Consider the following 26,542-nt stretch of genomic DNA (forward strand, 5'->3'; position numbering starts at 1 on the left):
AGGTTATATCAGTATAGCGACAACCAATTATAAATTCAAGTTATGATAACAGTAAAACAGCGTTTATTTGCCTTATCCGTAATCATACTCACTTTTCATATAGCCTGTATCGGTCAAAAAGCCGAATCCTCATCAGGCCTTGATACACTCAGCACCACGGATTTATCCAAAGATACCGCGAGGCACGTGATGGTGGCCCAAGGTACCGAAGAAATCTACCAAGGACACCCTACTACCGTTTTGCTCCCAGATGGAAAGACGATGTATTGCGTGTGGACTTATAACCACGGTGGGCCATGTGGCCCCTTGAAAAAGAGCCTGGATGGGGGGCTTACCTGGAGCCCGTTGCTCAATGTGCCGACCAACTGGCCGTCCGTGCGGAATTGCCCGACCATCTATCGTTTGCCAGATCCGGAGGGAAAGCACCACTTATTCGTATTTGCGGGTACCGGTCCTGATGGGGGCATGTACCAATCCCATTCCCTCGATGAGGGCCAAACCTGGTCGCCCATGGAAAGCAATGGTGTCGGCCCAAGCGTGATGCCTTTTTGCACCATTGAACCCATCGATGGGGGAAAGAAACTGCTGGCGATGTCAAACATCCGGCGGCCCGGGGAAACCAAGGAGAAGCGATCCAACGTAGTTTCCCAAAGCATCTCAGAAGATGGGGGATTTACATGGAGCCCATGGCGTATTGTGCTTGACCTACCGGGCTTGAAACCTTGTGAGCCCGAAATCGTACGTTCGCCGGACGGCAGTGAGCTGCTCTGCCTGATCAGGGAAAATGATGAGCGCGTGGCGTTGTTTATGACCAGCAAGGATGAAGGCGAATCCTGGTCGGATGTACAGCCGTTGCCCTTTGCCTTGCATGGCGACCGCCACAAGGCGAAGTACACCTCCGATGGACGCTTGGTTGTGGTATTCCGTGATACGGGAAATGGCAGTGAGACACGCAACCATTTTGTCGCCTGGATGGGGCATTATGAAGATATCATTCAAGGACGCCAGGGAAGTGGCCGCCTGAAGCTTTTGCATAGCTACAAGGGGGCAGATTGTGGCTATCCCGGTCTCGAAGTATTGCCGGATGATACGTTGGTGGCCACCACGTATGTCAAATACAGGCCAGGGCCGGAAAAAAATTCCGTGGTGAGTGTTCGGTTCACCTTGGATGATTTCGGCCAATAAATCGAACCACAGGGGTATTGCTCCAGCAGCATATAAGTGGTTTTTTAATTAACTAACCAGTTTACAACTAACGAATGACCATGTTATGATTAACCGAATTACATTTTTCTGTGCACTGCTTTATGGTGTCGTCCTGCATGTTCAGGTCGCACAAGGGCAGGAGGCCAATGCCAAGATGGTATCTGGCCGTGTTACAGCCGCCGATTCCGGAGAACCGCTGGCGGGTGTGAGTATCAAGTACGAAGGGTCTGCCGCTGGTACCGTAACCGGTGCCGATGGCAGGTACACACTAGCCATCATCGATCCCAATGGGGTGATTGTGGCTTCTTATGTCGGCTTCCAGACCCTCCGGGTTGATATTGGAGGGCGCGATGAAATCAATATCAGGCTTGAGCCGGGCATGGAGGCGTTGGAGCAAGTCGTGGTAGTGGGCTATGGCACGCAACGGCGTAAGGACATCACCGGCTCGATCGCCGAAGTATCCAGCGAGGACATCCAAAACCAGCCACTGGTGAGCATAGACCAGCTCTTGCAGGGAAAGGCTTCCGGTGTTCAGATATCAAATTCATCGGGTGCCCCCGGGGGCCGCGTGAATATTCGTATCCGTGGTGCAAGTTCGGTAAACGCGGGCAATGAGCCGCTGTTTGTGATAGACGGTATACCCGTTTACAACAGCAACATGGATCCAAGCGGCACTTCCTATGACACATTTACCCCCACGAACGCGTTGGCTTCGTTAAACCCGAATGACATCGAATCCGTAGCGATACTGAAAGATGCATCGGCGACCGCTATTTACGGTTCCAGGGGAAACAATGGCGTGGTGCTGATTACCACCAAAAGGGGGAGCGGCGAACAGGTCCAGATCGACTACAACGGGTACTATGGGACGCAAAGCCTCGTCCGGAAATTAGATTTGATGAACGGCAGCGAGCATGCAGCGTTTTTAAACGACTGGGCAACCGAAGGGGGGTTGCCCCAACCATTTCCCGACCCCAGCGCAATCGGAAATGGTACCGATTGGCAAAAGGAGGTATACCGTACCGCCCCGATGCAGAACCATCAGCTATCGCTTTCCAGTGGAAGGGGCGATACACGCTATTTCATTTCGGCCAACTATTACAACCAGGATGGAATCGCGTTGAACTCGTCGATGGACCGCTATTCGCTGCGGATCAATACCGACCATAAAATAGGTAAGAAATTGACGTTTAGCCAATCCCTCACGTATAGCAAAACCATCAACCAGGCGGTACCTACTAACAGTGCGGGCTCGGATAATATCCGGTCGGTTGCCGACAAGGTGTTCGCCACATCGCCTACCATCCCGGTGTTTGATGAAGATGGAAATTATGTGACCGACTGGTATGGGGGGGGCAAGACCGAAAGCCCCGTGGCCTCCTTGTTGAGCATCCACAACCAGCTTACCGGAGACAACGTGTTGGGCAACCTTTCGCTGGGGTATGAAATCATCGAAGGGCTTACCTTCAAGACGCTTTGGGGAGTGAACCTCATGAACCGGAGCAATGAGGAGTATTACCCGGCGGAAACCACCTATCTGGGCGGTCTTTTGGGCGGATTGGGGCTGCTTTCGGAGCGGAAATCCACCAATGTGTTGAACGAAAATACCCTGCATTTTACCAGAAACTTCCATGAAACACACCAGCTCGATGTCCTTGGGGGATTCACCTGGCAAACGGAAAGCATCAAGCAATCGTCTACCCAGGCGTCCGATTTCCCGCATGACCGCTTCGGTGTGGATAACATCGGGAGTGCATCCGGGGTTCCGGATGTCAGTTCATCCGTCAATGAATGGGGCCTCGCTTCTGTAATCGGTAGGGTAAACTACGCGTATAAAAACAAATACTTGGTTACCACCACCCTCAGGGCCGATGGATCCACAAAGTTTGGAAGCGGCAACAAATGGGGGTACTTTCCTTCGTTTGCACTGGCCTACCGCCTATCCGCGGAGGAGTTCATGAAAGGCCAACAGGTCATCAATGATTTGAAAATCAGGACGAGCTACGGCATTACGGGCAACCAGGAGATTGGCAGTTACCAATCGCTGGCCCGCGTGACCACCAACGATATTTACATCATAGACGGGCAATTGGTTTCCGGCGCAAGCCAGGTCAGTTTGCCCAATAGCGGGTTAAAATGGGAACGGGCCGCCCAATGGGATATCGGCTTGGATATTTCCCTGTTCGACAATGCGCTGAATGTGGTCTTTGATTACTACAGGAAGAAAACGCATGACTTGCTTTTCCAAGTGAATTTGCCAGCCTATTCAGGCTATAGCAGTGCGTTGTATAATACGGGCAACTTGGATAATACGGGTTTTGAGGTCAATATCGGGAGCGACATCCAGCTGGGTGCTTTCGCCTGGAACATCAATGCCAACTATTCGAGGAATAAAAGCGAAATGGTCTCCTTGGGCCGGTCGGCATCCACCTCGCTGTTTCTGGGGCACCCGCCCGGAGCCATCAGGGGATACACCTATGATGGGGTATTCCATAACCAGGCAGAAATAGATGCACAACAGGTACAGCTGGGGGTGAAGCCCGGTGATGCGAGGTATCAGGATACGAATGGGGATGGCCAATTGAATGCGGATGACCTGGTGATACTGGGCAACCCGCTGCCCGACCACATCTTCGGCTTGAACAACAATTTTGCGTATAAGGGCTTTACGCTGGGCGTATTCCTGCAGGGGGAGCTTGGGATGGATGAAATGCATGGGGTTTCCATCTTGAATCCTGCTGCCGGAGGGAGCAATAAGCTCAGGACCTTGCTGGGCCGATGGACCCCGCAAAATACCGAAAGCAATATCCCGAGGGCCAATGTGGGCAACTGGCTGGGATCGTCGACCTATAACCTGGTCGATCGCTCCTATGTCAAAATCAGGAACATCCAGCTGGGCTATGACATCCCCGCCAGCCTTATCCCTCGCTTCAGGCGGTTAAATGTATATGTCTCGGGGCAAAATATGATTACATTCACAAAGGATTACCCGGGATATGACCCCGATGGGGGCAGGCACTATCCGACGGCCCGCACGGTCATATTTGGTGTTAATCTTGGACTTTAACGATACTAAACGAATTTATCATGAAACATATCGGTAAAACCACAATAGGATTTATTGCATTATTATTTTGCATGGTTACATCATCCTGTGAAAAATTTCTCGAGGAGGAACCGCGTGGTTTTCTCTCTCCCGATAATTTCTACGAGAACGAACAGGATTTGTTCACCGCGTTGGTGGGGGTATATGATGGCTTGGGCGATAACGGCCAGAGTTTTTTGGCCAGAAGGCTGCATTACCTGACCTGGTTTACGGCTGGGGAAGCATTTTCCCCCTCGTTAGCCGAGCAGCGATTGCTCAGCAACTACACCTTTACGAATGACCACGGCGACATCAACCGGGTATGGACAAGCATGTATGCGGGCATTGTAAGGGCCAATAACGTGATCAACCGGGGAGCAGGTGTACCTATGGATGAATCCCGCAAGCAGCAGTACATTGGCGAAGCCAGGTTTTTACGCGCGCTCTTTTATTTTTACGGTGTTCGCCTATGGGGCGCCTTGCCGTTGATTACCGAAGAAGTGGCATCAATCGACGACGTCAATGTGCCTCGCAACCCGGTGCACGAGATATACCAGCAGATCATCACGGATTTGGAATTTTGCATACAAACGGTGCCGCCGACCAACCAGCAAGGACGCACTTCATTGGGAGCTGTAAAAGCATTGCTGGCGAAGGTATATTTGACCAGGGCTTCATCCGCGGCTGCTGGCGACAATGACTATCAGCTGTGTGCGGATTTATGCAAGGAAGTAATCGATATGCCTGAACATCACCTGATGCCTGATTACCAGCAGGTTTTTGGTCCGCCGAATGAGTTTAACCCGGAGTCTTTATTTGAATGGCAGGGCGACAGAAACCTGTCGCCCTTGGGCGAACTCAGTCCGCTCGGGGCCTTTTCCATGCCAAGGGGGATCAAACTGTTCGAAGAGCAGGGGCCTTCAGACGGGGGCGGGATTGTGAGCACCGTTGACTATTTTAATCTTTACCAAGAGGAAGATTACCGGAGGGAATCAACCTTTGTTACCGGAGGCGTTAATTTTGAGGGGGAATGGCTTACCTGGCAGCAGTTTACCAATCCTTACCCGGCGCCCTGCCTGAAATATATAGATCGGACGGCCACTTCCCGCAACGGATTCGAATGGGGCGGTAATTTTATCGTGTTACGCCTGGCTGATGTATATTTAATGCGGGCGGAGGCGATGAACGAAGTGGGTGGCCCCTCGGACGAAGCGTATGACATGATCAATGAAATACGGGGACGCGCCAGAAACCGGAATGGCCAACCTTCCGCATTTCCGGAAGACGTGGCCGACCTTAACCAAGACGAATTCAGGGACGCGGTATTGCACGAGAGAGCCATTGAATTGGGCTTTGAAGGGCATCGTTGGTTTGACTTGGTCAGGACATCACGATTGGTGGAAACCCTGAAAGCCATCGACCCTACCTTGCCGGTTATGGATAAGCACCTGTTATTTCCGATACCTCCTGATGAATTGATTTTAAACCCTTTGCTAACACAAAACCCCGGATGGGGAAACTAAACAATAACTATGCAACATGTAATTGCCTTAGACCAAGGCTTAAGTAAATTCCAACCGCTTAAACACGTCATCTGTTATGACGATTTTGATCGGGGTATGTGCGGTTGGTTGGATTTACACCCCAATTATGTAGGAACCGATTTCAACACGCTCCGTTACAGCCATGTGGATAAAACGCAGTGGGGTCCCCTCATGCTCAGTTCGGCCAGCTTCCGTTTTGCGGGCACGCATGGTTCCTTGGATGGTACGTATTCGCTGAAACTATCCACCAGGCCCATAGCTAATCCCTACACCGAAGCGCCCGCACCGGGTAGCCTATCGCATGGCATCAAACGCATGACCACCCACTTGCCGAAAGGGCTCAAGCAGTTTGAAATGTGGTATGCCTATACTCCCGAGCAGGACCGGCAGGGCCTCAGCGAACAGGCCATGCGGGCATTCGGGTTTTTTTTCGATGTGCAGGACGATGACTACCGGTATTTTATCGGTGCCCGCTACCTCAACGCGGTGGATGGAAACATGGTGCGGAAATGGCAGATCTTCCAAGCGAAGGACGTGACCGACCTGGAGTGGGCCTATGGGGTGGAGAATGATTGGTGCAAGCACGGGGTAGATGCCATGTGGTATGGAAAGCGCTATCCGGATGGTTCTACGGATGGCTTTGAATGGATAGACGGCGGTTACCAAGACCTCTGTTATAACGAAAGTGACGATAAAATCAACTGGAGCTACCTGCGCTTAACGATCGATACCGAGAAGCGGGAGTATGTGGCCCTCCAATCTGGCAATACCATCTTTGACCTGAGGGGGATGAAGCCTACCCTCACCGCTCCTTATGCGCGGATCAAGGGCTTGTTCAACCCCAGCATTTGGGTAGAGAACGATACGGATAGAAGGGTGTTTTTATATGTAGATTCCATTGTTATATCAGGAGCGTAAAATTAGATGAGACATTTTCATGCATCGGCGGTAGAGCGCCGCATTACAATAAACAATACCTTAGCATCCCATCCCATGGAGACGGGATGGGCTGCAGAGGCCATTTTCTTTTTAATCGTAGAGGAGGTAGCGGGCATGGACACCCTGCTGGAAGCGGAAGTAGAAATTTCTGCCGATGGGATCAACTGGATCCCGGAAGGAACGGTCTTTCCGGTAATCAGCAAACCGGGGCATTACCATGCCAAGGTATCCCATTTTGGCAATTGGCTTCGTGTACGGGGCGAGCTGAAGGGAACGCATACATCCATGAAACTGTCTGTCCACTTGCACCTCAAGGCGTGATATGCACCAAATAGATTACATTATACTGGTCGTTTATTTTGTCGGCGTACTGACACTCGCGGGGATTTTCAGCAAATCGCAAAAATCCTTGAAGGACTTTTTCCTGGGTAGTGGCAATATCCCCTGGTGGGCGGCGGCTTTCTCCGGCATTGCCACGGTAGCCAGTGCCATTGCATACATCGGCGGGGTAGGGCTGGGGTTTAGCAGCGATTTTTCCTTTTTGCAATACCGGCTTGCCCTACCAATCGCCATCACGGTGATCTGTGTGGTTATTTTACCGTTTTTTTATAACTTGAAGCTGTACTCCATTTACGAATACCTCGAAAAGCGCTTTAATTTGACCATTAGGTTGCTGGGAAGCGCCCTCTTTATCCTCTTCAAAAGCTGCTTTTTGGCCATCGGCATTTATGCGCCGGCGATCATCCTCAGTACGCTGACCGGGATGGATATCATCTGGATCGTATTGATTACCGGTGTGTTGACCACGTTATATACCTTGATGGGCGGGATGAAGGCGGTCATCTGGACCGACGTACCACAATTGATTATCATGCTGGGTGGCATATTTGTCATCATCGGTATTGGTATTGCGGGTGTGGACGGGGGCATTGCGGAAGTAATCAGTTTGGGCAAGGCGCATAACAAATTCGACTATTTCAATTTCTCCCCCAAGCTCACGGATACGTACACGGTTTGGAGCGGCATCATTGGCGGCACGTTTTTGATTATCTCGCAGTTTGGAGCCGACCAGTCGGAGATGCAACGTTTTCTAACGGTTAACTCGCTGCGGAAATCCAATTTTGCACTCATTACATCGGTTTTATTCGCTACCGTATTGGGGTTTTTGATTTTCTTTGAGGGTGCCGTCCTCTTTGCTTTTTATGAGCAGCGAGGTAGGGCCGCCGATATCGGAACGAATGAGGTCTTCATCCGCTTTGTCATCGACGAGCTGCCCGTAGGTGTACGGGGGTTTTTGATTGCCGCGTTATTCGCCGCGGCGATGTCGACCATCAGTTCCGTACTGAACTCATTGACCACCGTATTTCTCTCCGATTTCTACAATCGGTTTAAAGAGAAGGAAGCGACGGTTTCGCTGGCCCGGATGGTCACCTTGATCATCGGCTTTTTTTCGACATTATTGGCTTGCCTTGGCGGGTACCTGGGCAATATCTTGGAAGCCGCCACCACCGTCATCAACTTTTTTGGCGGCGCGCTTGTCGGCATATTCCTGCTGGGGATGCTCAGCAAAAGCACTGGCCCTAAGGGGGCATTGGTGGGTTTTATAGCCGGTTTCGCCGTCGTGTTGGCGATAGCGGGATTAACCGACGTATCCTACATGTGGTATAGCGCCATCGGCGGGACAGTCACCTGTTTGTCCGGTATGCTAACCAGTTGGTTAACGAAAGACAGTCCACGTGAAGAGCAATTGCTATTGGTCTACCGGAGGAAAAGAAAAAGATAAACCTATGCGCTATTACTTCTTCTGTATTATCGCCTTTACGCTGCTCGCCTCACCGGTATGTGCCCAGGAAGAAAGACGGGTAATCTGGGATGAACTTCCACCAATCCCTTCCGAATCAAGCATGCGTGGTGAAGGATTGGCCGGTCACTTTGCTGGCGTGCATAATGACGTAATGCTGGTAGCAGGCGGCACCTATTTTCGTGAAAAAGGCCGGCCTTGGAATGGAGATTCGCGGGTTTGGAATGAGTCCATTCGCGTACTGGAGCGTGGAAAAAGCGGGGAATACCAATGGCTTGATACGGTTTTTAAATTGCCCGCTGGCAGGGCCTACGGAGCTGCTGTTAGCACACCCAAGGGCGTGCTATGCATTGGAGGTATGGATTCATCCAGCTACCGTACGGATGTTTTTTTGATCAGTTGGAATCAATCCAAGCGAACGGTAGAAACAACAAACTTGCCGGAGCTACCCGTTCCGATGGCCTACATGGGGGCGGTGCTATTGGATGGATCCGTGTATATCGCAGGTGGTGTGGAAGCCCAGAATAAGGGGCGTGCCACGAAGTCTTTCTATCGACTTGATTTCGGAAAAGCCGGCGATGATGATTGGCAATGGGAAAAGCTACCCTCGTGGAACGGACCCAGCAGGATGATGCCGGTGGTGGCTGAACAAAACAATGGAAAAGACCATAGTTTGTTCCTGTTTAGCGGAAGGAAGGGCGCCGCAGAAGGGGAAGAACTATTAGTTGATGCCCACGTATACGATGTGCATACCAACCAATGGAAGCAGCTTCAGGACATTCGGCTGGGCGACGGTTCGCTGCGGTGTTTAAGCGGTGCCTCGTCCGTAGCGGTTGGGTTAAATCATATATTGGTCTTTAGTGGAGCAGACAGCGAGGACCATCGGAAGTTTCGATCTGCTCAAAATCAATACAGGAATTCGAAAACGAGCGCGGAGCAGGACAGTCTGCGCGGGGTGCTCAACGGTATTGCCGATAACCACTCCGGTTTTTCACGTGATGTGCTCGCTTACCATACACTTACGGACAGTTGGATACGCGTTGGGGAATTTCCCAGAGCGGCTCCAGTAGTTACCCAAGCCGTATGGTGGCATAACGATATCGTTATCCCGGGCGGGGAGATCGCGCCGGCCTTGCGTTCGCCGACGATATGGAAGGCCAATCTGGCCACCAAAGAATCATCCGTATTGAATGCATGGGATTACCTGCTGATTCTGCTTTACTTTATCACGGTCCTATATATCGGATATCGATTCAAAAAGAATATAAAAACCACGAACGACTATTATAAAGCAGGCGGGCGGATCCCCGGATGGGCTTCTGGCGTGGCGATGTTTGGCACATTGCTTAGCGCAATCACTTTCCTGACCACACCGGCTAAAACATACAACGAAAGTTGGATTTACTTTTTGCCCACCGTCAGCAGTTTGGTGGTTGCCCCGCTGGTGGTGTTTTACATTATTCCCGAGTACTTCAAGATTAATGTCACAACGGCATATGAGTATCTCGAAAATCGATTCAGCGCAACGGTGCGAACGTTGGGAAGTTTGAGTTTTCTGTCGTTTCAGGTGGCGAAGTTCGGTGTGATGCTGTTGCTCCCTGCCTTGGCGATATCGGCTATAACTGGCATCGACGTGATGCTTTGTATTATCGTGATCGGCTTGTTTTCGACGGTCTACGGCACATTAGGTGGAATCGAAGCAGTGGTCTGGACGGAAGTGTTGCAGGTGGCGGTGTTTCTGCTCGCCGCCGTCCTGAGCATCGTGGTCGTCGCAATGAAATTGGATGGTGGAATGAGCGGCATTATCGCTGCAAACCGTGATTTTGGAAAGTTCGATTTCGTCCATTGGGATTTCAGTTTTGCCGAGATTACCGTGTTCGTTGCGATTTCATATTGGGTGGGCGGTGGCTTGGTGCCGTACATCGCTGACCAAACGGTCATCCAAAAGTACCTGGTGACCAAGGATGCTAAAAGTGCGTCACGCGGGGTATGGATAAACGGCGTATTAATTGTCGTGTCTTCCATCTTGTTTTTTACGATTGGAAGCGCGCTTTTTGCCTATTATCATGCTTACCCCGAAAAGTTGAATCCTGTACTGCCGACGCAAGAGTCCATCTACCCTTGGTTTATCGTCAATGAGTTGCCATCAGGTGTCAGGGGTGTTGTGGTGGCCGGGATATTCGCTGTGGCTATGTCTACGATCAGCAGCACCATGAACAGCATGTCGGCGGCTGTAGTTACGGATTTTGTCCGTTTCAAGCCCATTGAGTCTGGGAAGCAATTGCTTATTGCAAAAATTGTCTCAGCGATGTTTGGGATCCTCGGCACGCTGATCGCTGCCATTATGTTCATTTACGAAGTGGGCTCGTTGTGGGATATGATCAGACGCATTACCGGATTGCTTACCGGGGGCCTGGCGGGACTATTTCTTCTGGGGATTTTTACAAAGCGGGCCAATCCGTTGGGGGCGTTGGTCGGCTTCATTGGCAGCGCGGTTATACAATACGTTGTCAGCATGCATACGCCCATACATTTTATGGTGTACAGCCTTACAGGCATGTTATCATGCTTCATCATCGGCTACTTGGCAAGTATAGTTGCTCCGATGTCGACGAAAGTGGCCAATAGTGGTAATAAATGAGATTAAGAGCTAAATGAAGAAGAAATTTATCCTAGAGCCAGCGCGCGAGATACCGGTTACAAGGGAAGCAGATGTCGTTGTCTGTGGTGGCGGACCTTCGGGATTTATAGCTGCTATCGCTGCAGCACGAAATGGGGCGAAGACATTGTTGTTGGAACACTATGGATTTCTGGGTGGAATGGCTACCGCAGGCTTGGTAGGACCCATCAGCAAATTTAATTTCCGTGGAGAGCGTATTATTTCGGGTATTCCAGAAGAATTTGTCGGTGAGATGGCTGGACGAGGTGGGGCGATCATCGACCTCCAAAGCGGCAATGTGCCTTATGATCCCGAAACGTATAAGTACACGGCATTGAATATGGTGGAAGCGGCTGGCGTAGACATCCTGCTCCATGCCCACGTAGTGGGATGTGTCACGGATCCCTGTCAGGCGGGAACACTGACCCATGTGCTGATTGAAAACAAAAGTGGAAGGCAGGCTATTGCTGCAAAATATTTCATAGACTGCACGGGTACGGGTGACCTGGTCTCCCGTAGCCAGCTACCCTGGAAAATGCGCAATAAATATGATGGTGAACTTCAACCCATGTCACTTTATTTCCGGCTTGGCGGCGTGGATACAACGGCTTTTGATTTGCTGATGGCACAGGATGGAGTAAAATACACAAATGTAGCGTTGAAACGCTTGTTGATGGAGGAAGTTGACGCGGGAAGGCTTACCAATTTTGGAGGGCCATGGGCCGTACATGGTAGTACCCTGCGCGACGGGCAGCTTTCCGTAAATGCGACCAGGTTCCGGGGCAATGCCGCCGATGGGGATGATGTGTCAACAGCTGAGCGGTCGTTGCGGGAGGATGTGATGCGAATCGTGAAAATCTTTACGGAAAAGGTGCCCGCAATGCGAGATGCTTACCTGATAGATACCGCGACACAGGTAGGTATACGTGAGACAAGGGGGATCATTGGACTGTATACGATGACGCTTGAGGATATCCTGCAATCCAAGGGCTTCGATGACACGGTTGCATATGGCGGGCATCCGGTGGATATTCATCGGGCAGCAAATAGCAAACAGGACGTCAGTTTCCTTCAGGAGCCATACGCGATTCCTTACCGCTCACTCGTACCCAAGGGAGCCACCAATTTACTGGTGGCAGGAGGATGCCTTTCCGCCACACGCGAAGCATTTGCCTCGATACGGGTACAGGCTCAGTGCATGGCGTTAGGGCAAGCGGCGGGGACTGCGGCGGCATTATGTGCCAGAGCGGGCATCGGTGTTGCTGAACTCAATGGGAAATCATTGCGTGAAGAATTAAAGGGACAGGGAGCGATTGTATGACTATGATGGCAGTTTAATTAAAGAAATGAATGATGAACAGTATGAAAATAAAGGTGTTTTGTATGATCGTACTTTTTCTGGCGGGCAATAACATAGGCTTTTCGCAAGGAATTAAGCAACAAGAGGAAAAAACTCCTATGTCGGAGACGATGGTATGGATGGGCAATGAGCGTGGGATGAAAAACCACCGCATACTTGGGCTCACGCTGGGCAAAAAGGGGGCCATACTGGCTTTTACGGAAGCCAGGCTGGACGGCAGTGACGAAGGCCCGCATGATTTGGTATGTAAACGTTCACTCGATAATGGAATCACTTGGTCATCAGATATTTTCATCGAAAAGGGCGACGGTGGTTTTTGGAAGGCCCAGGGAGTGCAGGGGAAACTGGAGTCGTGGGCAAATCCCGCCGCTCTGACGGATCTCACCAATGGACGCATATTCATTTTTTATGTACTGAACGAAGGGGAGTACAAGGGACGCAACACGCAGCGGATGACCCATGTCTTTTATCGATTCAGCGACGATGAAGGACTGACCTGGAGCAAACGGACGGAAATAACGGATGTGTTGAATACGGGACCCGATGGGCGGCCCCACGTGGATATCAATGGGCAACCGATCAAGAACGCCAATGGGTTTGCTTGTGACTATTTGGGGCGCGCATTTCATATGCCCGGTCCCGGCCACGGCATTCAGCTGGACAACGGACGGCTGCTCGTACAATTTTGGCACCGGAGGCCAATCGGTAACGTACAAGCAGATGGCACAAGCGTTAGCACCCCGATAGCAGACCGGCTTTATAGTTCGTCGGCTATCTACAGCGATGACCATGGCCAAACCTGGACGAAGGGGAGCGATACGGGGCTTGGGCATCATGCCACTGAAGCGCGTGTGGTGCAGTTGGCTGATGGAACGGTTATGATGAATGCCAGGATGCACAACAGGGGCAGGAGATGGGTAGCCCGGAGCAATGACCAAGGAGTCACTTGGCAAGAAGGGTATGAAGAAGAAACCGTGATACCGTATACAGCTGTCGACTGCGGATTAATACGTGTGCAACCGTCTCATCAGGAATCCCGGAAAACGGACTGGCTGCTTCATTCACATCCAAACAAAGTGGATAAACGGGAAGGGTTGACCGTAAGCTTAAGTACCGATGGCGGCAAGACCTGGCCTGTTAGCAAATTAGTGTACGCGTATGGCGCGCAGTATTCGGATCTCGTGCAGTTAAAAGACGGAACAATAGGCCTGATGTACGAAAAAAAGAACAACCACCCGGAGAGTACACTTGTCGCTGGGATTTCATTTGTGCGGTTCGAACTTGATTGGTTGATGGAAAATATGGAACATGAAAAATAAAACGATCAACATATTGCTCTGCGGGAAATCTGGAACGAGTATCTAACTAATAATAGTGTATATGAAACAGGTAAATATCTTGATAACATTCATCCTGGGATGTCTGCTATTTTTTATAGCTGAAACAAACGGCCAGGCTATCAGCAATGATGATTACGAAGGGGCTAAACAGGCTCCCAATATCCTGGTTCTTATCGCTGATGATTGGGGGTATCCAAATGCTGGTGCCTATGGAGACAACGTCGTTCAGACCCCCAACTTTGACAGAATTGCCAAGCAAGGAGTGCTGTTCACAAATGCATTTACTACACCATCATGTTCTCCTTCACGAGCTTCTTTGCTTACCGGACAGTGGCCTCATCAGCTTGAGGAAGGCGTTCATCTAAAGGGTTTCTTAAATAAAGAGTTCCCCAATTATGTGGAATTGTTGGCCAAGCAAGGGTATGCAACCGGGCTTTCTAAGAAAGGCTGGGGCCCGGGAAAATATCAACTTGGTGGCTACGAGCATAATCCGGCTGGACCAACATATCCAAATTTCGAAACGTTCTTTGAAAATAAGTCAACAGACCAACCTTTTTGCTTTTGGTTTGGAAGCCATGATCCACATCGGCCTTATGAAAAGGATAGCGGGATTAAATCGGGAAGGTCAGCAGCGGATGTACAAGTTCCTGCTTTTTTGCCCGACAATTCAGTGGTAAGAGGCGATATACTGGATTACTATCATGAAATAGAACGATTTGACCACGATGTTGGGGAAATTCTTGCGATTTTGGAAGCAGCGGGCGAACTTGATAACACATTGATTGTAGTAACCGGAGATAATGGTATGCCTTTCCCTCGGGCAAAGGCAAATCTGTACGATACGGGTACACACATACCATTAGCAATATCCTGGCCTGCCCGAATAAAACCGGCACAGCTTCGTGCAGATTTTGTCAGCTTCGTTGATTTAGCACCTACTTTTTTAGCATCAGCGGGCATACAAGTCCCAGATGCGATGACGGGGACGAATTTGCTTTCATTAATGACAGGAGGAAAAGATGTTGTCAAACGCGACAAGATGTTTGTGGAACGCGAGCGACACGCATACGTCCGTGAAGGGAATGTTGGTTACCCTTCGCGAGGTATTCGTACAAAGGACTTTTTGTATATCCGGAATTTCAGATCGGATCGTTGGCCCGCGGGCGATCCGGAAATCGGTACCAGACGTTTTGGAGATATAGATAAATCACCAACCAAAGATTATATGATGATCCATAAAGATGATCCCGAAATTGCTCCGTTTTTTGAGCGGGCATTTATGAAAAGGCCTGCAGAAGAGCTTTACGATCTGACGGTTGACCCCGATCAGCTGACCAATGTTGTTGGAGAAAAGCAATATGCGGCAGTTCGCAAGCAGTTGAGCCACGAGTTAAACCGCTGGATGCAGGAAACGAATGATCCTCGTTTGAATAATGGGGGCGACTATCTTGAGGACTACCCCTATCAGTAAATAGCCGTAAAAAAGACTGTGAATTTTTGCAAATAACAATAACCCTAGTATAATTATCAATATGTAGATCATAATAACTTTAAATATTTTGATCCATTGGGATTGAAATAATAGCATTGCAACTGTTGTAACCAATTAATAACCAATTAATAACCAATTTAACCTAATATAATATGTATGCAAAGATTATTTGCCTGTTTTTGGCAGGATTCCTTTTTTCCGTTTCATACGGAGCGAAGGTAGACCGTGATCGTTTACCGGAGGATTTGACTGGAGTGTATTTCGACGTCGGGGTGCGAGGAACTGTACGGGACACGGCTGGGAATGCACTGCCCGGTGTCTCTGTCGTCGTAAAAGGTAGGACCACGATTGGCACGACAACGGATTTAAACGGAAAATATTTCCTTGAAGTGCCGGATGGTGCAACGCTGGTCTTTAGTCTTATTGGGTTTGAGATGCAGGAAATACCGGTAGACGGTAGGGAATTGATCGATGTTTCACTTACGGAAGCCACTTCCATGTTGGATGATGTGGTTGTCGTAGCTTTCGGAACCCAAAAGAAACAGGATGTGATCGGCGCCGTGACCAGTATCAACCCCTCGGAACTCAAAGTGCCTTCCAGTAACCTGACGACAGCTCTTGCCGGCCGGTTGGCCGGAGTCATCGCCTACCAGCGTAGTGGCGAACCCGGGCAGGACAACGCTGACTTCTTTATCCGGGGGGTCACCACGTTTGGTTACAAGGTGGATCCCCTGATCCTCATCGATGGCGTGGAATTTTCGTCCAGGGATTTGGCTAGGGTGCAGCCGGATGATATTGCGAGTTTCTCCATCATGAAAGATGCCACGGCTACGGCATTGTATGGGGCGAGGGGCGCCAATGGGGTGATATTGGTGACCACCAAGGAGGGAAAAGAGGGGAAAGCCAAAATGTCGTTCCGTTTGGAAAACTCGATTTCCACCCCTACGAAGAATATCGAAATGGCGGATCCGATTACGTATATGTTGTTGCATAATGAAGCGACGACCACCCGGAACCCAGCGGTTGAGCCGCTATATCACCAAAGCAAAATTGACAATACCATCGCCGGTACCAATCCCTACATGTATCCGGCTACCGACTGGCGGGAAGCGTTGTTCAAGGACTATACCATGAACCAGCGGGCGAATTTAAGCGTAAGCGGCGGCGGCCAGATCGCCCGCTATTACATTGCGGGTACCTACAACCAGGACAACGGTGTGCTGAAAGTAGACGGACGCAATAATTTCAACAACAACATCGACCTGACGAGCTATTTGCTGCGGTCGAATGTCAATATCAATGTCACCAAAACCACCGAGGTAGGTGTGCGTTTGTATGGTTCATTTGACGATTACACCGGGCCGATTGACGGGGGCACGGGGCTGTACAGAAAGGTCATGCGTGCCGATCCCGTGATGTTCCCACCCTATTATCCGGTCATGTCGGGCTATGAGCATGTGCAACACATCATGTTTGGGGGCTCGGTGGAAGGGGGTATCAATCCATATGCCGACATGGTGAAAGGCTATAAAGACTATTCACGTTCGTTGATGCTGGCCCAGTTTGAGGTAAAGCAGGACCTGTCTTTCTTCACCGAAGGCTTGACGTTCAGGGCGCTGGGCAATACCAACAGGGAAGCTTACTTTGAGGTGTCCCGCTCGTACAATCCGTTTTTATATCAGGCCGCGGCATACAACAAGGCAAATGACACGTACCAATTAGAGCCCCTCAATGAAACTGAGGGTACAGATTATTTGGCTTATGACGCCCAGCCGGAAGATAATATTATCTCTGCCGCGTTTTACTTAGAGTCAGCCCTTAACTATACCCGCACGTTCCGGGATAAGCATGGGCTAAGCGGCATGTTGGTGTACATCATGCGCCAAACGCTGAATGGCAACGCCGAGGACCTCCAGCGATCCCTCCCGTTCCGCAACCTGGGCCTTTCGGGCAGGGCTACCTACGCTTATGACAGCCGTTATTTTGCCGAATTCAACTTCGGATACAACGGCTCTGAGCGCTTCCACTCCGATTACCGGTTTGGGTTTTTCCCTGCCGGCGGGGTGGCCTGGCATGTTTCCAATGAGAAATTCTGGCAACCATTGGAGTCGGTCATGCCCTTATTCAAGCTGCGGGCCACCTACGGATTGGTAGGCAACGATGCCATTGGTGGTCCGGAGGATCGTTTCTTCTACCTATCCGACGTTGATATGAACGTATCCGGTAGAGGCGCCACTTTTGGTACGGACAATGGACGATCCTTGTCGGGAGTGGAGATCAGGCGATATGACAATAAGGATATTACCTGGGAAACTGCCGAAAAGGTCAACCTGGGGGTTGAGCTGAACTTGTTCAACAAGATTGGTGTCCAGGCGGATTTCTTTTCGGAGTATCGGCGCAACATCCTGATGACACGGGCCTCCATTCCCCAATACATGGGGTTGTCTGCCGACGTGCGGGCCAATGTGGGCGAGGCGGCCGGCCGGGGCATGGACTTGTCCGTGGATTATAATCATCATTTTGGCCATGATTTTTGGATCACGGCACGGGGCAATTTCACGTATGCGACCAGCGAATACAAAGTATACGAGGAGCCCGAATACGAAACCGAATGGTGGAAGTCGCGTGTGGGTTATTCGCTGCGCCAACAGTTCGGCTACATTGCCGAGCGCTTGTTTGTGGATGACCGCGAGGTGGCCAACTCGCCCACCCAGAGCTTTGGCAACATTGTGATGGGGGGCGATATTAAATACCGTGACGTCAACGGGGACGGGCAGATTACGGCATTGGATATGGTGCCAATAGGCAACCCGACCGTCCCGGAGATCGTTTATGGCTTTGGCTTTTCGGCCGGGTTCAGGAAGTTTGACCTGTCTGCTTTCTTCCAGGGGCTTACCGGAGAGTCTTTCTGGATCAACGTGAGACCACGTTCTGCCACCAATTTGGATTCAACCATCCCATTCGTGAACAACAGCCAGTTGCTGAAAGCGTATGCCGATGACCATTGGTCCGAAAGGGATGGCAATGTGATGGCCCTATGGCCGCGCCTGAGCACTGCGTCCAATCCGAACACCCAACAGACGAGCACCTGGTTTATGCGGGATGGGACGTTCCTGCGCCTGAAGACCGCGGAATTTGGCTATACGTTCGATCAAAAACAATTGAGTAGGCTCGGCATGGAGAGCCTGCGGCTGTACCTGAGCGGCATCAACCTGCTGAGCTGGAGCCGGTTCAAACTGTGGGATGTGGAGATGGCCGGCAACGGGCTGGGATATCCTGTTCAGCGCGTGTTCAATATGGGCGTGCAGGTGTCATTTTAAAAATTAAAGAATCATGAAACTGAAAATCATAATCCTTTCGATTGCAATATTTTGTGCTTCGTGCAACTACCTGGATGTCGTTCCGGATAACGTAGCCACACTCGACAATGCGTTCAACATGCGCAATGCTGCAGAGAAGTACCTGTTTACCTGTTACTCTTGGGTGCCGAATGATGGTCTGTACTACGGGACTAATCCGGGCTTCACCGCTGGAGACGAAATGTGGTTTCTCACCAATATTACCGATCAGCAGTATGCCTGGCGCATCGCCACGGGCAACCAGAATGTGGTGAATCCATTGGTCAATTTCTGGAGTGGAGAACAGGGCGGAGTAAACCTGTACCGAGGCATCCGGGAGTGCAATATTTTCTTGGAGAATATCCAGTCCGTGCCTGATATGCCGGAATGGGAAAAGGCCCTATGGAGCGCGGAAGTCAAGTTCCTGAAGGCCTATTACCATTTCCATTTGTTGCGCATGTACGGGCCGATTCCGTTGATGCGGGAAAACATGCCGATTTCGGCTAGCGTGGCCGAGGTGAAATCGGTGCTGCGTAATCCGGTGGATGAATGTTTCGACTATGTCGTTGAGCTGCTCGATGAGGCGGCCGCCGTGCTGCCGAATACGGTACAGTTCGATATAGAGCAGGGTGGGCGGGCCACAAAGCCTATTGCATTGACGTTGAAAGCGTACGTACTCGTGACGGCGGCCAGCCCCTTATTCAATGGCAACACCGATTATGCCAATTACAAAGATCCTAATGGTCAGGTCTTTTTCAATCAGACCGACCAACCTGAAAAATGGCAGCGGGCAGCCGATGCCTGCAGGGAGGCCATTGAGCTTTGTCATGACACTGGGCATGAGTTATACAAATTCCATTCAGGTTCCGGCCAAAATCTTTCTACGGAGACGATTAGGGAATTAAGTTTGCGGAACCCCTTGACCCAAAAGTGGAACAGCGAGCAGATATGGACCAACACACAGGCTACAGCCGGCATCATGCAAAGTGCAGCACAAGCCAAATTGGTAAGTGGTTCCTCTATGCCTGGATCAAGATTGGCTCCTCCGCTTAAAATTGCCGAAGTGTTCTACACCAAAAATGGGGTGCCCATCAATGAGGATACCGAATACGAATACAACAACCGATACACGCTGCGGCGCTCGGAAGAAAGTGACCGGCTGTACCTGAAGCCCGGCGAAGACATTCCGGTGTTACACTTCGACCGTGAATCGCGCTTTTATGCCTTTTTGGGTTTTGATCAGGGCAGGTGGTACGGCGGGGCGTGGAACACTGACGACGAGATTATGTATGTAGACGCCAAAGCTGGTGGCATCGCCTCCAGTGCAGGCATCAACAACCGATCTGCCACAGGGTACTGGCCGAAGAAAATTGCGAATTACCTCAACACGATGACTTCGAGTACTTCTACCACTCAGAATTACCCCTGGCCGACGTTCCGTCTGGCCGACTTGTATCTCCTGTATGCCGAGGCACTTAATGAGGTGGGTGGTCCCAGCGACGAGGTATACGAATACCTGGACTTGATTCGCGAGCGAGCGGGCTTGCCGACCGTGGAGGACGCTTGGACAAATCATTCCACCCAAGCGACCAAACATACCACGCAGCTGGGTTTACGGGAAATCATTCATCAGGAACGCATGATTGAACTGATGTTCGAAGGCAAACGCTGGTGGGACCTGAAGCGTTGGAAAAAGGCACCCCAGGTGCTGAACCAACCCATTACGGGGTGGGACATCTACCAGGAAGAGGCGGTGACCTATTACCGGGTACGAGTAGTGTTCAACCAGGAGTTTAGGCAGCGCGACTATTTCTGGCCCATCAAGGAATCCGAATTGCTGGTCAACCGGAACCTGGTGCAAAGCCCGGGATGGTAAAGGTTATGAAAAAAATAACATTGGAACTTTAAAACACTCGTTTTATGAACACGTATAAAACATTGATAATATTTGGAATAGCCCTATTGTTTCTGAGATGCTCGGAAGAACGGCTAAAGCCCGTTAATGATGATGACCATGTGCCGCCGCCCGTCTCCAACGTACAGGTAGAAAACATCCCGGGAGGCGCATCCATTGCCTATAACCTGCCGCCCGGAGGCAAAACGCTGTACGTCCTGGCCGAATGGGATCTGGCCAATGGCCAGGTAGCGACCGCACAGGCATCGTACTATAGCAACTCGGTGCGGGTGGAAGGGTTTGGCGACACGCAGGCCCGTTCCATCCGGCTATACACCGTGGGCAGGAACCAGAAACGATCCACACTGGTGACAGTACAAGTCAACCCCCTCACGCCACCGATCCAGCAAATTATCGAATCCTTCGACATACACGAGGACTTCGGTGGGCTGCGAATGGACTTTGCCAACATCCACGAGGCAGATGTAGCCATCGAAGTGTCTACCGTGGATGATCTGGGCGACTGGGTATCGGTGGAGATTTTCTACACCAAACGCCTGGAAGGGCGGCTGTTTGTCCGTGGTTTCGATGCGGAAGAGCACCTGTTTGGGTTCACCGTCAGGGACCGGTGGGGAAATACGACGGACATGCGGACGAAAACGATTACTCCGTTGTTTGAAAAGGAATTGGACAAAAGCCTGTTCAGAACGATTCCCGCACTTCCAGGAGAAATGGGCGTGTATTCCGGTTCGGCGCTGAGCAATATATGGAGCGGCAACTACATGGGTGACAATAGCATTCCCTCCAATAGCTTTTTCCGTTCGGCCAATGCGCTGACCCTGCCCGCGCATTTGACGTTTGACCTGGGTGTCACCGCCAAGCTGGGCCGGTACGTCCTGTGGCAGCGCGGTGCTTATGTGTCGCCATATACATTTACATGGTCGGGAGGGGGGCCTCGCCGCTGGGAAGTGTGGGGAAGGGCCGACCTGCCTACAACCGGTAGCATGGACGGCTGGACCAAGCTGATGGACTGCGAGATCATTAAGCCATCTGGAACGCCCCCTGGGACGACCCCTGTTCCCATTGAAGATGTCGAACTTGCCCAGGCCGGACATGAATTTTCATTCGACCCGGATTTGCCGACCGTGCGATACATCCGGATCCGGCTGCTGAGCAACTGGGGCGGGTTACAATATATCAACTTTGCCGAAGTGAGTTTCTTCGGGGATCCCGGTCAATAAGCATGAATCATTAAATGAACAATCATGAAAAGAATTAATTACGGAATATATGGTTTCATCGTAGCGATAACCATATCCGGTTTTTTTGCCTGCCGCAAACAGGACGATACCTATCGGCAGTTTTTGGAAGGAGGGGAAATCGTGTATGTAGAGAAAGCCGACTCCTTGCGGGCATACTCGGGCAAAAACCGGGTGAAGCTTTCCTGGATTATTTTTTCGGACCCCGATGTGAGCCGTGCACGGATATTTTGGAATGATGGCGCGGATTCAACGGAGGTGGCCATTGCACGTACCACCGGTATCGATACGATTGAGGTCGTGTTGGATGACCTGGCTGAGGGGTCATATACGTTCGATGTATACACCTATGACGATGCGGGCAATTCCTCCATCCAAGCCGATGTTTTTGCACAAGCGTATGGCGAAAACTATGTTGCCTCGCTGCTCAACAGGGCGATACAACAGATTGGCTATAATAACGGTAAGTTGGAGCTAGCGTGGTACGGGGCAGATAACCAGGCCATCGGTACGGAAGTGACCTATACGGATGTATCAGACATCCAACGGAAAGCTGATGTGCTTCCTGGCGATTCGGTTGCTGTACTGGCGGATTACAAGCCAAATAGCCCGTTTGAATATGTAACCTATTACAAGCCTGATTCGATGTCCATAGACACATTTTCTACCCACGCCAGCACGGTGGAGGTACAGATGCAGCACCATGAACATATCGATTTGGATAAATCGCTGTTTTCACCGCTATACCTGCCGGGTGATGCACCGATCTGGGTGACCTCATCTTCAGAAGGTAATGACCTGTCTAACCTGTGGAGTGGGATATTTCTAGGCAGACAGGCTTCGAGCCGCGCCTGGTACCGTACCGCAGACGGTACCGGTATGCCCCAGCATTTCCAGTTTGATTTGGGGGTGAGCGCCAAGCTGAACAGCTTCAAATTGTTGCAACGGGGCGCGTTCGATCATGAGGCTTTAGTATACGCCAATGCCAACCCCCGCCGTTGGGAGGTTTGGGGAAGCAATGAACCAGCCGAGGACGGAAGCTATGATGGATGGGTCAAGTTAGCGGATTGTGAATCCCATAAGCCCTCCGGGACGCCCGTGGGGCAACGTACACCCGAAGATATCGCTTATGCGCAGGCCGGTGAAACGTTCCAGATTCCAGCCGACAAGCCACCTGTGCGATATATCCGGCTCCGGATACTGGAGACCTGGGGGAATACGACGGCGGTGTTTATCAGTGAGGTGTGGCTCAATGGTAGTTATTGGACGATTGTCCAGGAATGAGGGTGATCTAAATATGGTGGACACGTTACCGATAATCAACGAATGAACCCGATGATAAGGTTATTCAAAATATCGTTTGTTCTATTGTTGTTCAACGCTTTTTTGGTGAGCACAAAGCTTCCGAACGGTTTGTTCACAGCCAAAGAATTAGGCTTGTATTTTGTTGTGTCCATTGCGTCGTTGTGTGCAGCTGCATTGCTTTTCTGGCGGAAGAGTGAGCCGTTCCGCTTGGGGTTGCTGGATTTTCTGGTATTGGCCTACTTGCTTATTTTACCCGTTGTTCATTTATTGGCATTTAAATTCATTTCCTTTCCGGCTATATTGGTACAGACGGCTTATGGGATGGCCTACCTAACCATCCGGACAATGGCCGCCGCACTGAGGCCAGCTGTCCTTGTAAATGCCGTGGCCGAGTGTGTAACTCTGGTACTATGCTTCCACTTGGCCACTGCGTTGGCCCAGCATATCGGTATTATGCCTTCGTATTACCCGATGTTCGGGGCCACGGGTATGTTCTTCAACCCCGGTCCGTTTGCCATCTTCACCGTTGCGTTAATGGCTTGTGTTCTGGTGGCCTGCGGGGTGAATCTAATGGACAAACAATACGCTATCGCCCTGTTTCAGTTGGTGTTATTTGTCGTGGGCTGTTATTTCGTGGCTCTCTCGCTGTCTCGTTCGGCTTGGATTGGCCTACTGGGAGGAAGCATAGTGCCTTTGACTGCCTATCTTGCCGTCCGTTTTCAGTGCCGGCTGTACATGTATCGCAAATGGCTGTATGCCGGCGGCGCCATCGTACTGCTGCTGCTCATCCCCTTGGGTTATTGGCTCTATGGATTGAAAAAAGGCTCGGCTGACGGTAGGTTGCTGGTCTGGCGCACTACGGGCGGCATGGTGGGGGACTACTGGTATTCAGGGGTCGGAGTCGGTAATTTCGCCCCTAACTATATCCATTACCAAGCTGCATATCTCCGGTCTTCCGCGCCTGCTTCCGAAGAGTTTGGCCGTTTGGCCGGCGATTCGCGATACGCGTTCAATGACCTACTCCAAACAGTTGCAGAAACGGGGTTGGTTGGTGGGATATTGCTGCTGTCGATCATCGGGTTGGCAATGTATTCCGCGTGGAAGGTCTTGCGGAAAGAGAGCTGCCGACGGTGGGTGGTACTGGGGAGTTGCGGTCTTGGGGGAGCAATGATTACAATCCTGGTTGCGGGATTGACAGCTTATCCGCTACAGATGACATCCATTGCATTGTTATTTTGGATGCTGGTCGTGTTATTGGCGTCTCTGTCGGGAAGAACAGGAAACAACTATTCCATGACCATGCGGTATGCGCTGGCCATCCTGCTGATTTTGGGTGCGGCGGTTTATACGTACTATGGCACCAAACGTGTTGGGGCATATTTGGGTTGGTTGCAGGAGAAGACGGAAAGATCTGCAGGGATTACAGATACTTTGCCCGCAGCCCGCCTGATGCTTTGGGACGATGTGGCTTACCTCTCCCACCGGGCGGACCTACATAGGAAACGGGGTGACTACCGCAAAGCGGCCAGGTTGTTGGAGCGGGTAGTGCGTTTAAATCCGGCTCCGGCATTCCATTACGTGTTGGGCTCCTGCTACGAGCACTTGGCCGACACAGGCAAGGCACTGGCTAGTTACCGGCTGGTAGGTACGGCTATACCCAATCTGCTGGGGCCAAAGTATCGGGAGGCCATGTTGTACCACCGGCTGGGCGATATAGAGACGTTCAGGATAAAGGCCCAGGAGGCACTGATTTTTAAGCCTAAGGTAATGAACGGTGAAGTGGTAGAAATGCAAAGCGAATTGCGAGGCTTGCTCCGTGGCTTGGATCAAGATTTTCCAATCGTTGATGAAGCTATATTAGGTGAAAAAGGCAAAATGAAAAACGAACTCGAATAACAAATAAAATCCTATGAATACAAAATTGGGGGACGGGGTTGTCATTGTCAAAATACTAGTGGCGCTGTTGGAACCAGTCCATGCACTGTTTTCGATCAGATGCCGATATTCGCTTCGTAATATTTATGTATGGATTTACTCACAGAGAATTAAAAAATCAAAATGTCAAAGAGCAGGAAATATCGAACTTCTTCGATTTTAAAAGTTAACGTATTTGTGCCAATTATAAATCAATGAATTGTTGCTAAATTTATGACGCATTTTCGGTTTGCGAGAACCACATACGTATACCAATTTAGTTAAGAGCGAAAAACCAATTTTATGACAAAACACATCCAACGGTTTCCCTTGCATTGCTTGATAGCATTGGCACTCGCGGCCTGCAACCCCAGTGGTGCAAACGACGGGAGCAACAGCGAACAACCACCCGGAAACACCCCGACGTCGGAATCCACCACCGAAGTCGGGGTGTTCGTTTTGGAAACTGGCACATTTCACCAGGAACTGCTAGCAAACGGCAAACTGGGGTCAACCCGCAAGGCCGACCTGAAATTCCGTACGGACGGCACCATTGAGAACATCCATATAGCCGAGGGAAATCGGGTGCAGGCGGGCCAATTGCTGGCCACGCTCAACGACGAGGCACAGCGGCTGGCACGGCAACAGGCCGAACTTCGGCACCGGAAGGCCGTACTCGATTACGAAGACCAGTTGCTACGGCTGGGTTACCGGGCCGCAGACACGGCCAAGCTCGACGAACGGGTCAAGCGCATCGCCCGTCTGCGCAGTGGGCTGAGCGACGCCGGGCTCGAACTGGACAAAGCGGAAAAGGAACTCGGGCATACCCGCCTCCATGCCCCGTTTGCCGGCAAGGTGGCCAACGTGAAGGCCAGGGCGCACAACACCGCATCCTCGTTCGACTACGTATGTACGCTCGTGGACGACCGCGAGCTCCATGTGGAATTCGCCGTGCTGGAGCAGGAACTCGGTTTTATAAGGGCAAGCAAATCGGTAAGCATAACACCGTTCAGCGATAGCGACACCCGGTACAGCGGCACGGTCACGGGCATCAACCCACAGGTCGACAAGGCGGGGATGGTATCGGTGAAGGCGCTCGTCAGGAACAATGGCGATGGGCTGATCGACGGCATGGGGGTAAGCGTGACCATCTCACGCGAAATCGACGACCAGCTCACCGTGCGCAAGGAAGCCGTATTGGACCGCCAGGGGCGCAAGGTGGTCTTCACCGCCACGGAGGGGGGCACGGCGTACTGGAATTACGTCGAGATCGGCCACGAGAACAGCACCCACTATACCATAAAAAGCGGCCTGGAGCCGGGGGACCGCGTCATCCACATGGGCAATTTCAACCTTGCCCACGATAAGCACATCACCGTACAGGAAGGAAGCAAGTAGTATCGGAT

Annotated in this window: 16 protein-coding genes; all 16 read left to right on the top strand. The window is 51.0% G+C overall.

The features are described from left to right. The first annotated feature begins 42 nt into the window (after positions 1 to 42). The 16 genes from NF543_RS16200 (at position 43) to NF543_RS16275 (ending at position 26,534) form a co-directional block, all read left to right on the top strand. Positions 43 to 1,185 carry a sialidase family protein gene (locus tag NF543_RS16200; RefSeq protein WP_257669219.1) on the top strand — a complete coding sequence of 381 codons (1,143 nt, stop codon included), beginning with the start codon at positions 43 to 45 and terminating at the stop codon, positions 1,183 to 1,185. 85 nt (positions 1,186 to 1,270) lie between these two features. Continuing rightward, positions 1,271 to 4,273, top strand: coding sequence for a SusC/RagA family TonB-linked outer membrane protein (locus NF543_RS16205; RefSeq protein WP_257669220.1), 3,003 nt, complete (start codon positions 1,271 to 1,273; stop codon positions 4,271 to 4,273). Positions 4,274 to 4,293: 20 nt separating this feature from the next. Further along, the gene (locus tag NF543_RS16210) at positions 4,294 to 5,814 is read left to right on the top strand and encodes a RagB/SusD family nutrient uptake outer membrane protein (protein ID WP_257669221.1); all 1,521 of its coding nucleotides are present in this window, start codon (positions 4,294 to 4,296) and stop codon (positions 5,812 to 5,814) included. A 9-nt stretch (positions 5,815 to 5,823) separates the two neighbouring features. Further along, positions 5,824 to 6,753 carry a DUF6772 family protein gene (locus NF543_RS16215; protein ID WP_257669222.1) on the top strand — a complete coding sequence of 310 codons (930 nt, stop codon included), beginning with the start codon at positions 5,824 to 5,826 and terminating at the stop codon, positions 6,751 to 6,753. A gap of 6 nt (positions 6,754 to 6,759) precedes the next feature. Further along, a complete protein-coding gene (locus tag NF543_RS16220) occupies positions 6,760 to 7,095 on the top strand; it encodes a hypothetical protein (RefSeq protein WP_257669223.1) in 336 nt (111 codons plus the stop codon). A gap of 1 nt (position 7,096) precedes the next feature. After that, positions 7,097 to 8,557 (top strand): sodium:solute symporter family transporter, encoded by a 1,461-nt coding sequence (locus tag NF543_RS16225; protein WP_257669224.1) that lies wholly within the window; start codon positions 7,097 to 7,099, stop codon positions 8,555 to 8,557. Further along, on the top strand, positions 8,511 to 11,216 hold the full coding sequence (locus tag NF543_RS16230) for a sodium:solute symporter family transporter (RefSeq protein ID WP_257669225.1): 2,706 nt from the start codon (positions 8,511 to 8,513) through the stop codon (positions 11,214 to 11,216). Before NF543_RS16225 ends, NF543_RS16230 begins: the two co-directional genes overlap by 47 nt. 13 nt (positions 11,217 to 11,229) lie before the next feature. Then, the gene (locus NF543_RS16235) at positions 11,230 to 12,555 is read left to right on the top strand and encodes an FAD-dependent oxidoreductase (protein WP_257669226.1); all 1,326 of its coding nucleotides are present in this window, start codon (positions 11,230 to 11,232) and stop codon (positions 12,553 to 12,555) included. 32 nt (positions 12,556 to 12,587) lie between these two features. Further along, positions 12,588 to 13,913, top strand: coding sequence for a sialidase family protein (locus NF543_RS16240; protein ID WP_257669227.1), 1,326 nt, complete (start codon positions 12,588 to 12,590; stop codon positions 13,911 to 13,913). 61 nt (positions 13,914 to 13,974) lie between these two features. Then, positions 13,975 to 15,405, top strand: a complete 1,431-nt coding sequence (locus tag NF543_RS16245) for a sulfatase family protein (protein ID WP_257669228.1) — start codon at positions 13,975 to 13,977, stop codon at positions 15,403 to 15,405. A gap of 173 nt (positions 15,406 to 15,578) precedes the next feature. Then, positions 15,579 to 18,746 (top strand): SusC/RagA family TonB-linked outer membrane protein, encoded by a 3,168-nt coding sequence (locus NF543_RS16250; protein ID WP_257669229.1) that lies wholly within the window; start codon positions 15,579 to 15,581, stop codon positions 18,744 to 18,746. A 13-nt stretch (positions 18,747 to 18,759) separates the two neighbouring features. Then, positions 18,760 to 20,640, top strand: coding sequence for a RagB/SusD family nutrient uptake outer membrane protein (locus NF543_RS16255; protein WP_257669230.1), 1,881 nt, complete (start codon positions 18,760 to 18,762; stop codon positions 20,638 to 20,640). Between the two features lie 44 nt (positions 20,641 to 20,684). Next, a complete protein-coding gene (locus tag NF543_RS16260; RefSeq protein ID WP_257669231.1) occupies positions 20,685 to 21,899 on the top strand; it encodes a DUF5000 domain-containing lipoprotein in 1,215 nt (404 codons plus the stop codon). A gap of 24 nt (positions 21,900 to 21,923) precedes the next feature. Next, entirely contained in the window at positions 21,924 to 23,201 is a 1,278-nt protein-coding gene (locus NF543_RS16265) for a DUF4998 domain-containing protein (protein ID WP_257669232.1), read from the top strand. A 51-nt stretch (positions 23,202 to 23,252) separates the two neighbouring features. Then, complete coding sequence (locus tag NF543_RS16270; RefSeq protein WP_257669233.1) at positions 23,253 to 25,118, top strand: O-antigen ligase family protein; 1,866 nt, start codon at positions 23,253 to 23,255, stop codon at positions 25,116 to 25,118. Positions 25,119 to 25,439: 321 nt separating this feature from the next. Further along, positions 25,440 to 26,534 (top strand): efflux RND transporter periplasmic adaptor subunit, encoded by a 1,095-nt coding sequence (locus NF543_RS16275; RefSeq protein ID WP_257669234.1) that lies wholly within the window; start codon positions 25,440 to 25,442, stop codon positions 26,532 to 26,534. Positions 26,535 to 26,542 lie beyond the last annotated feature (8 nt).

The organism is Parapedobacter tibetensis, from assembly GCF_024704835.1.
Classification (GTDB): Bacteria; Bacteroidota; Bacteroidia; order Sphingobacteriales; family Sphingobacteriaceae; genus Parapedobacter; species Parapedobacter tibetensis.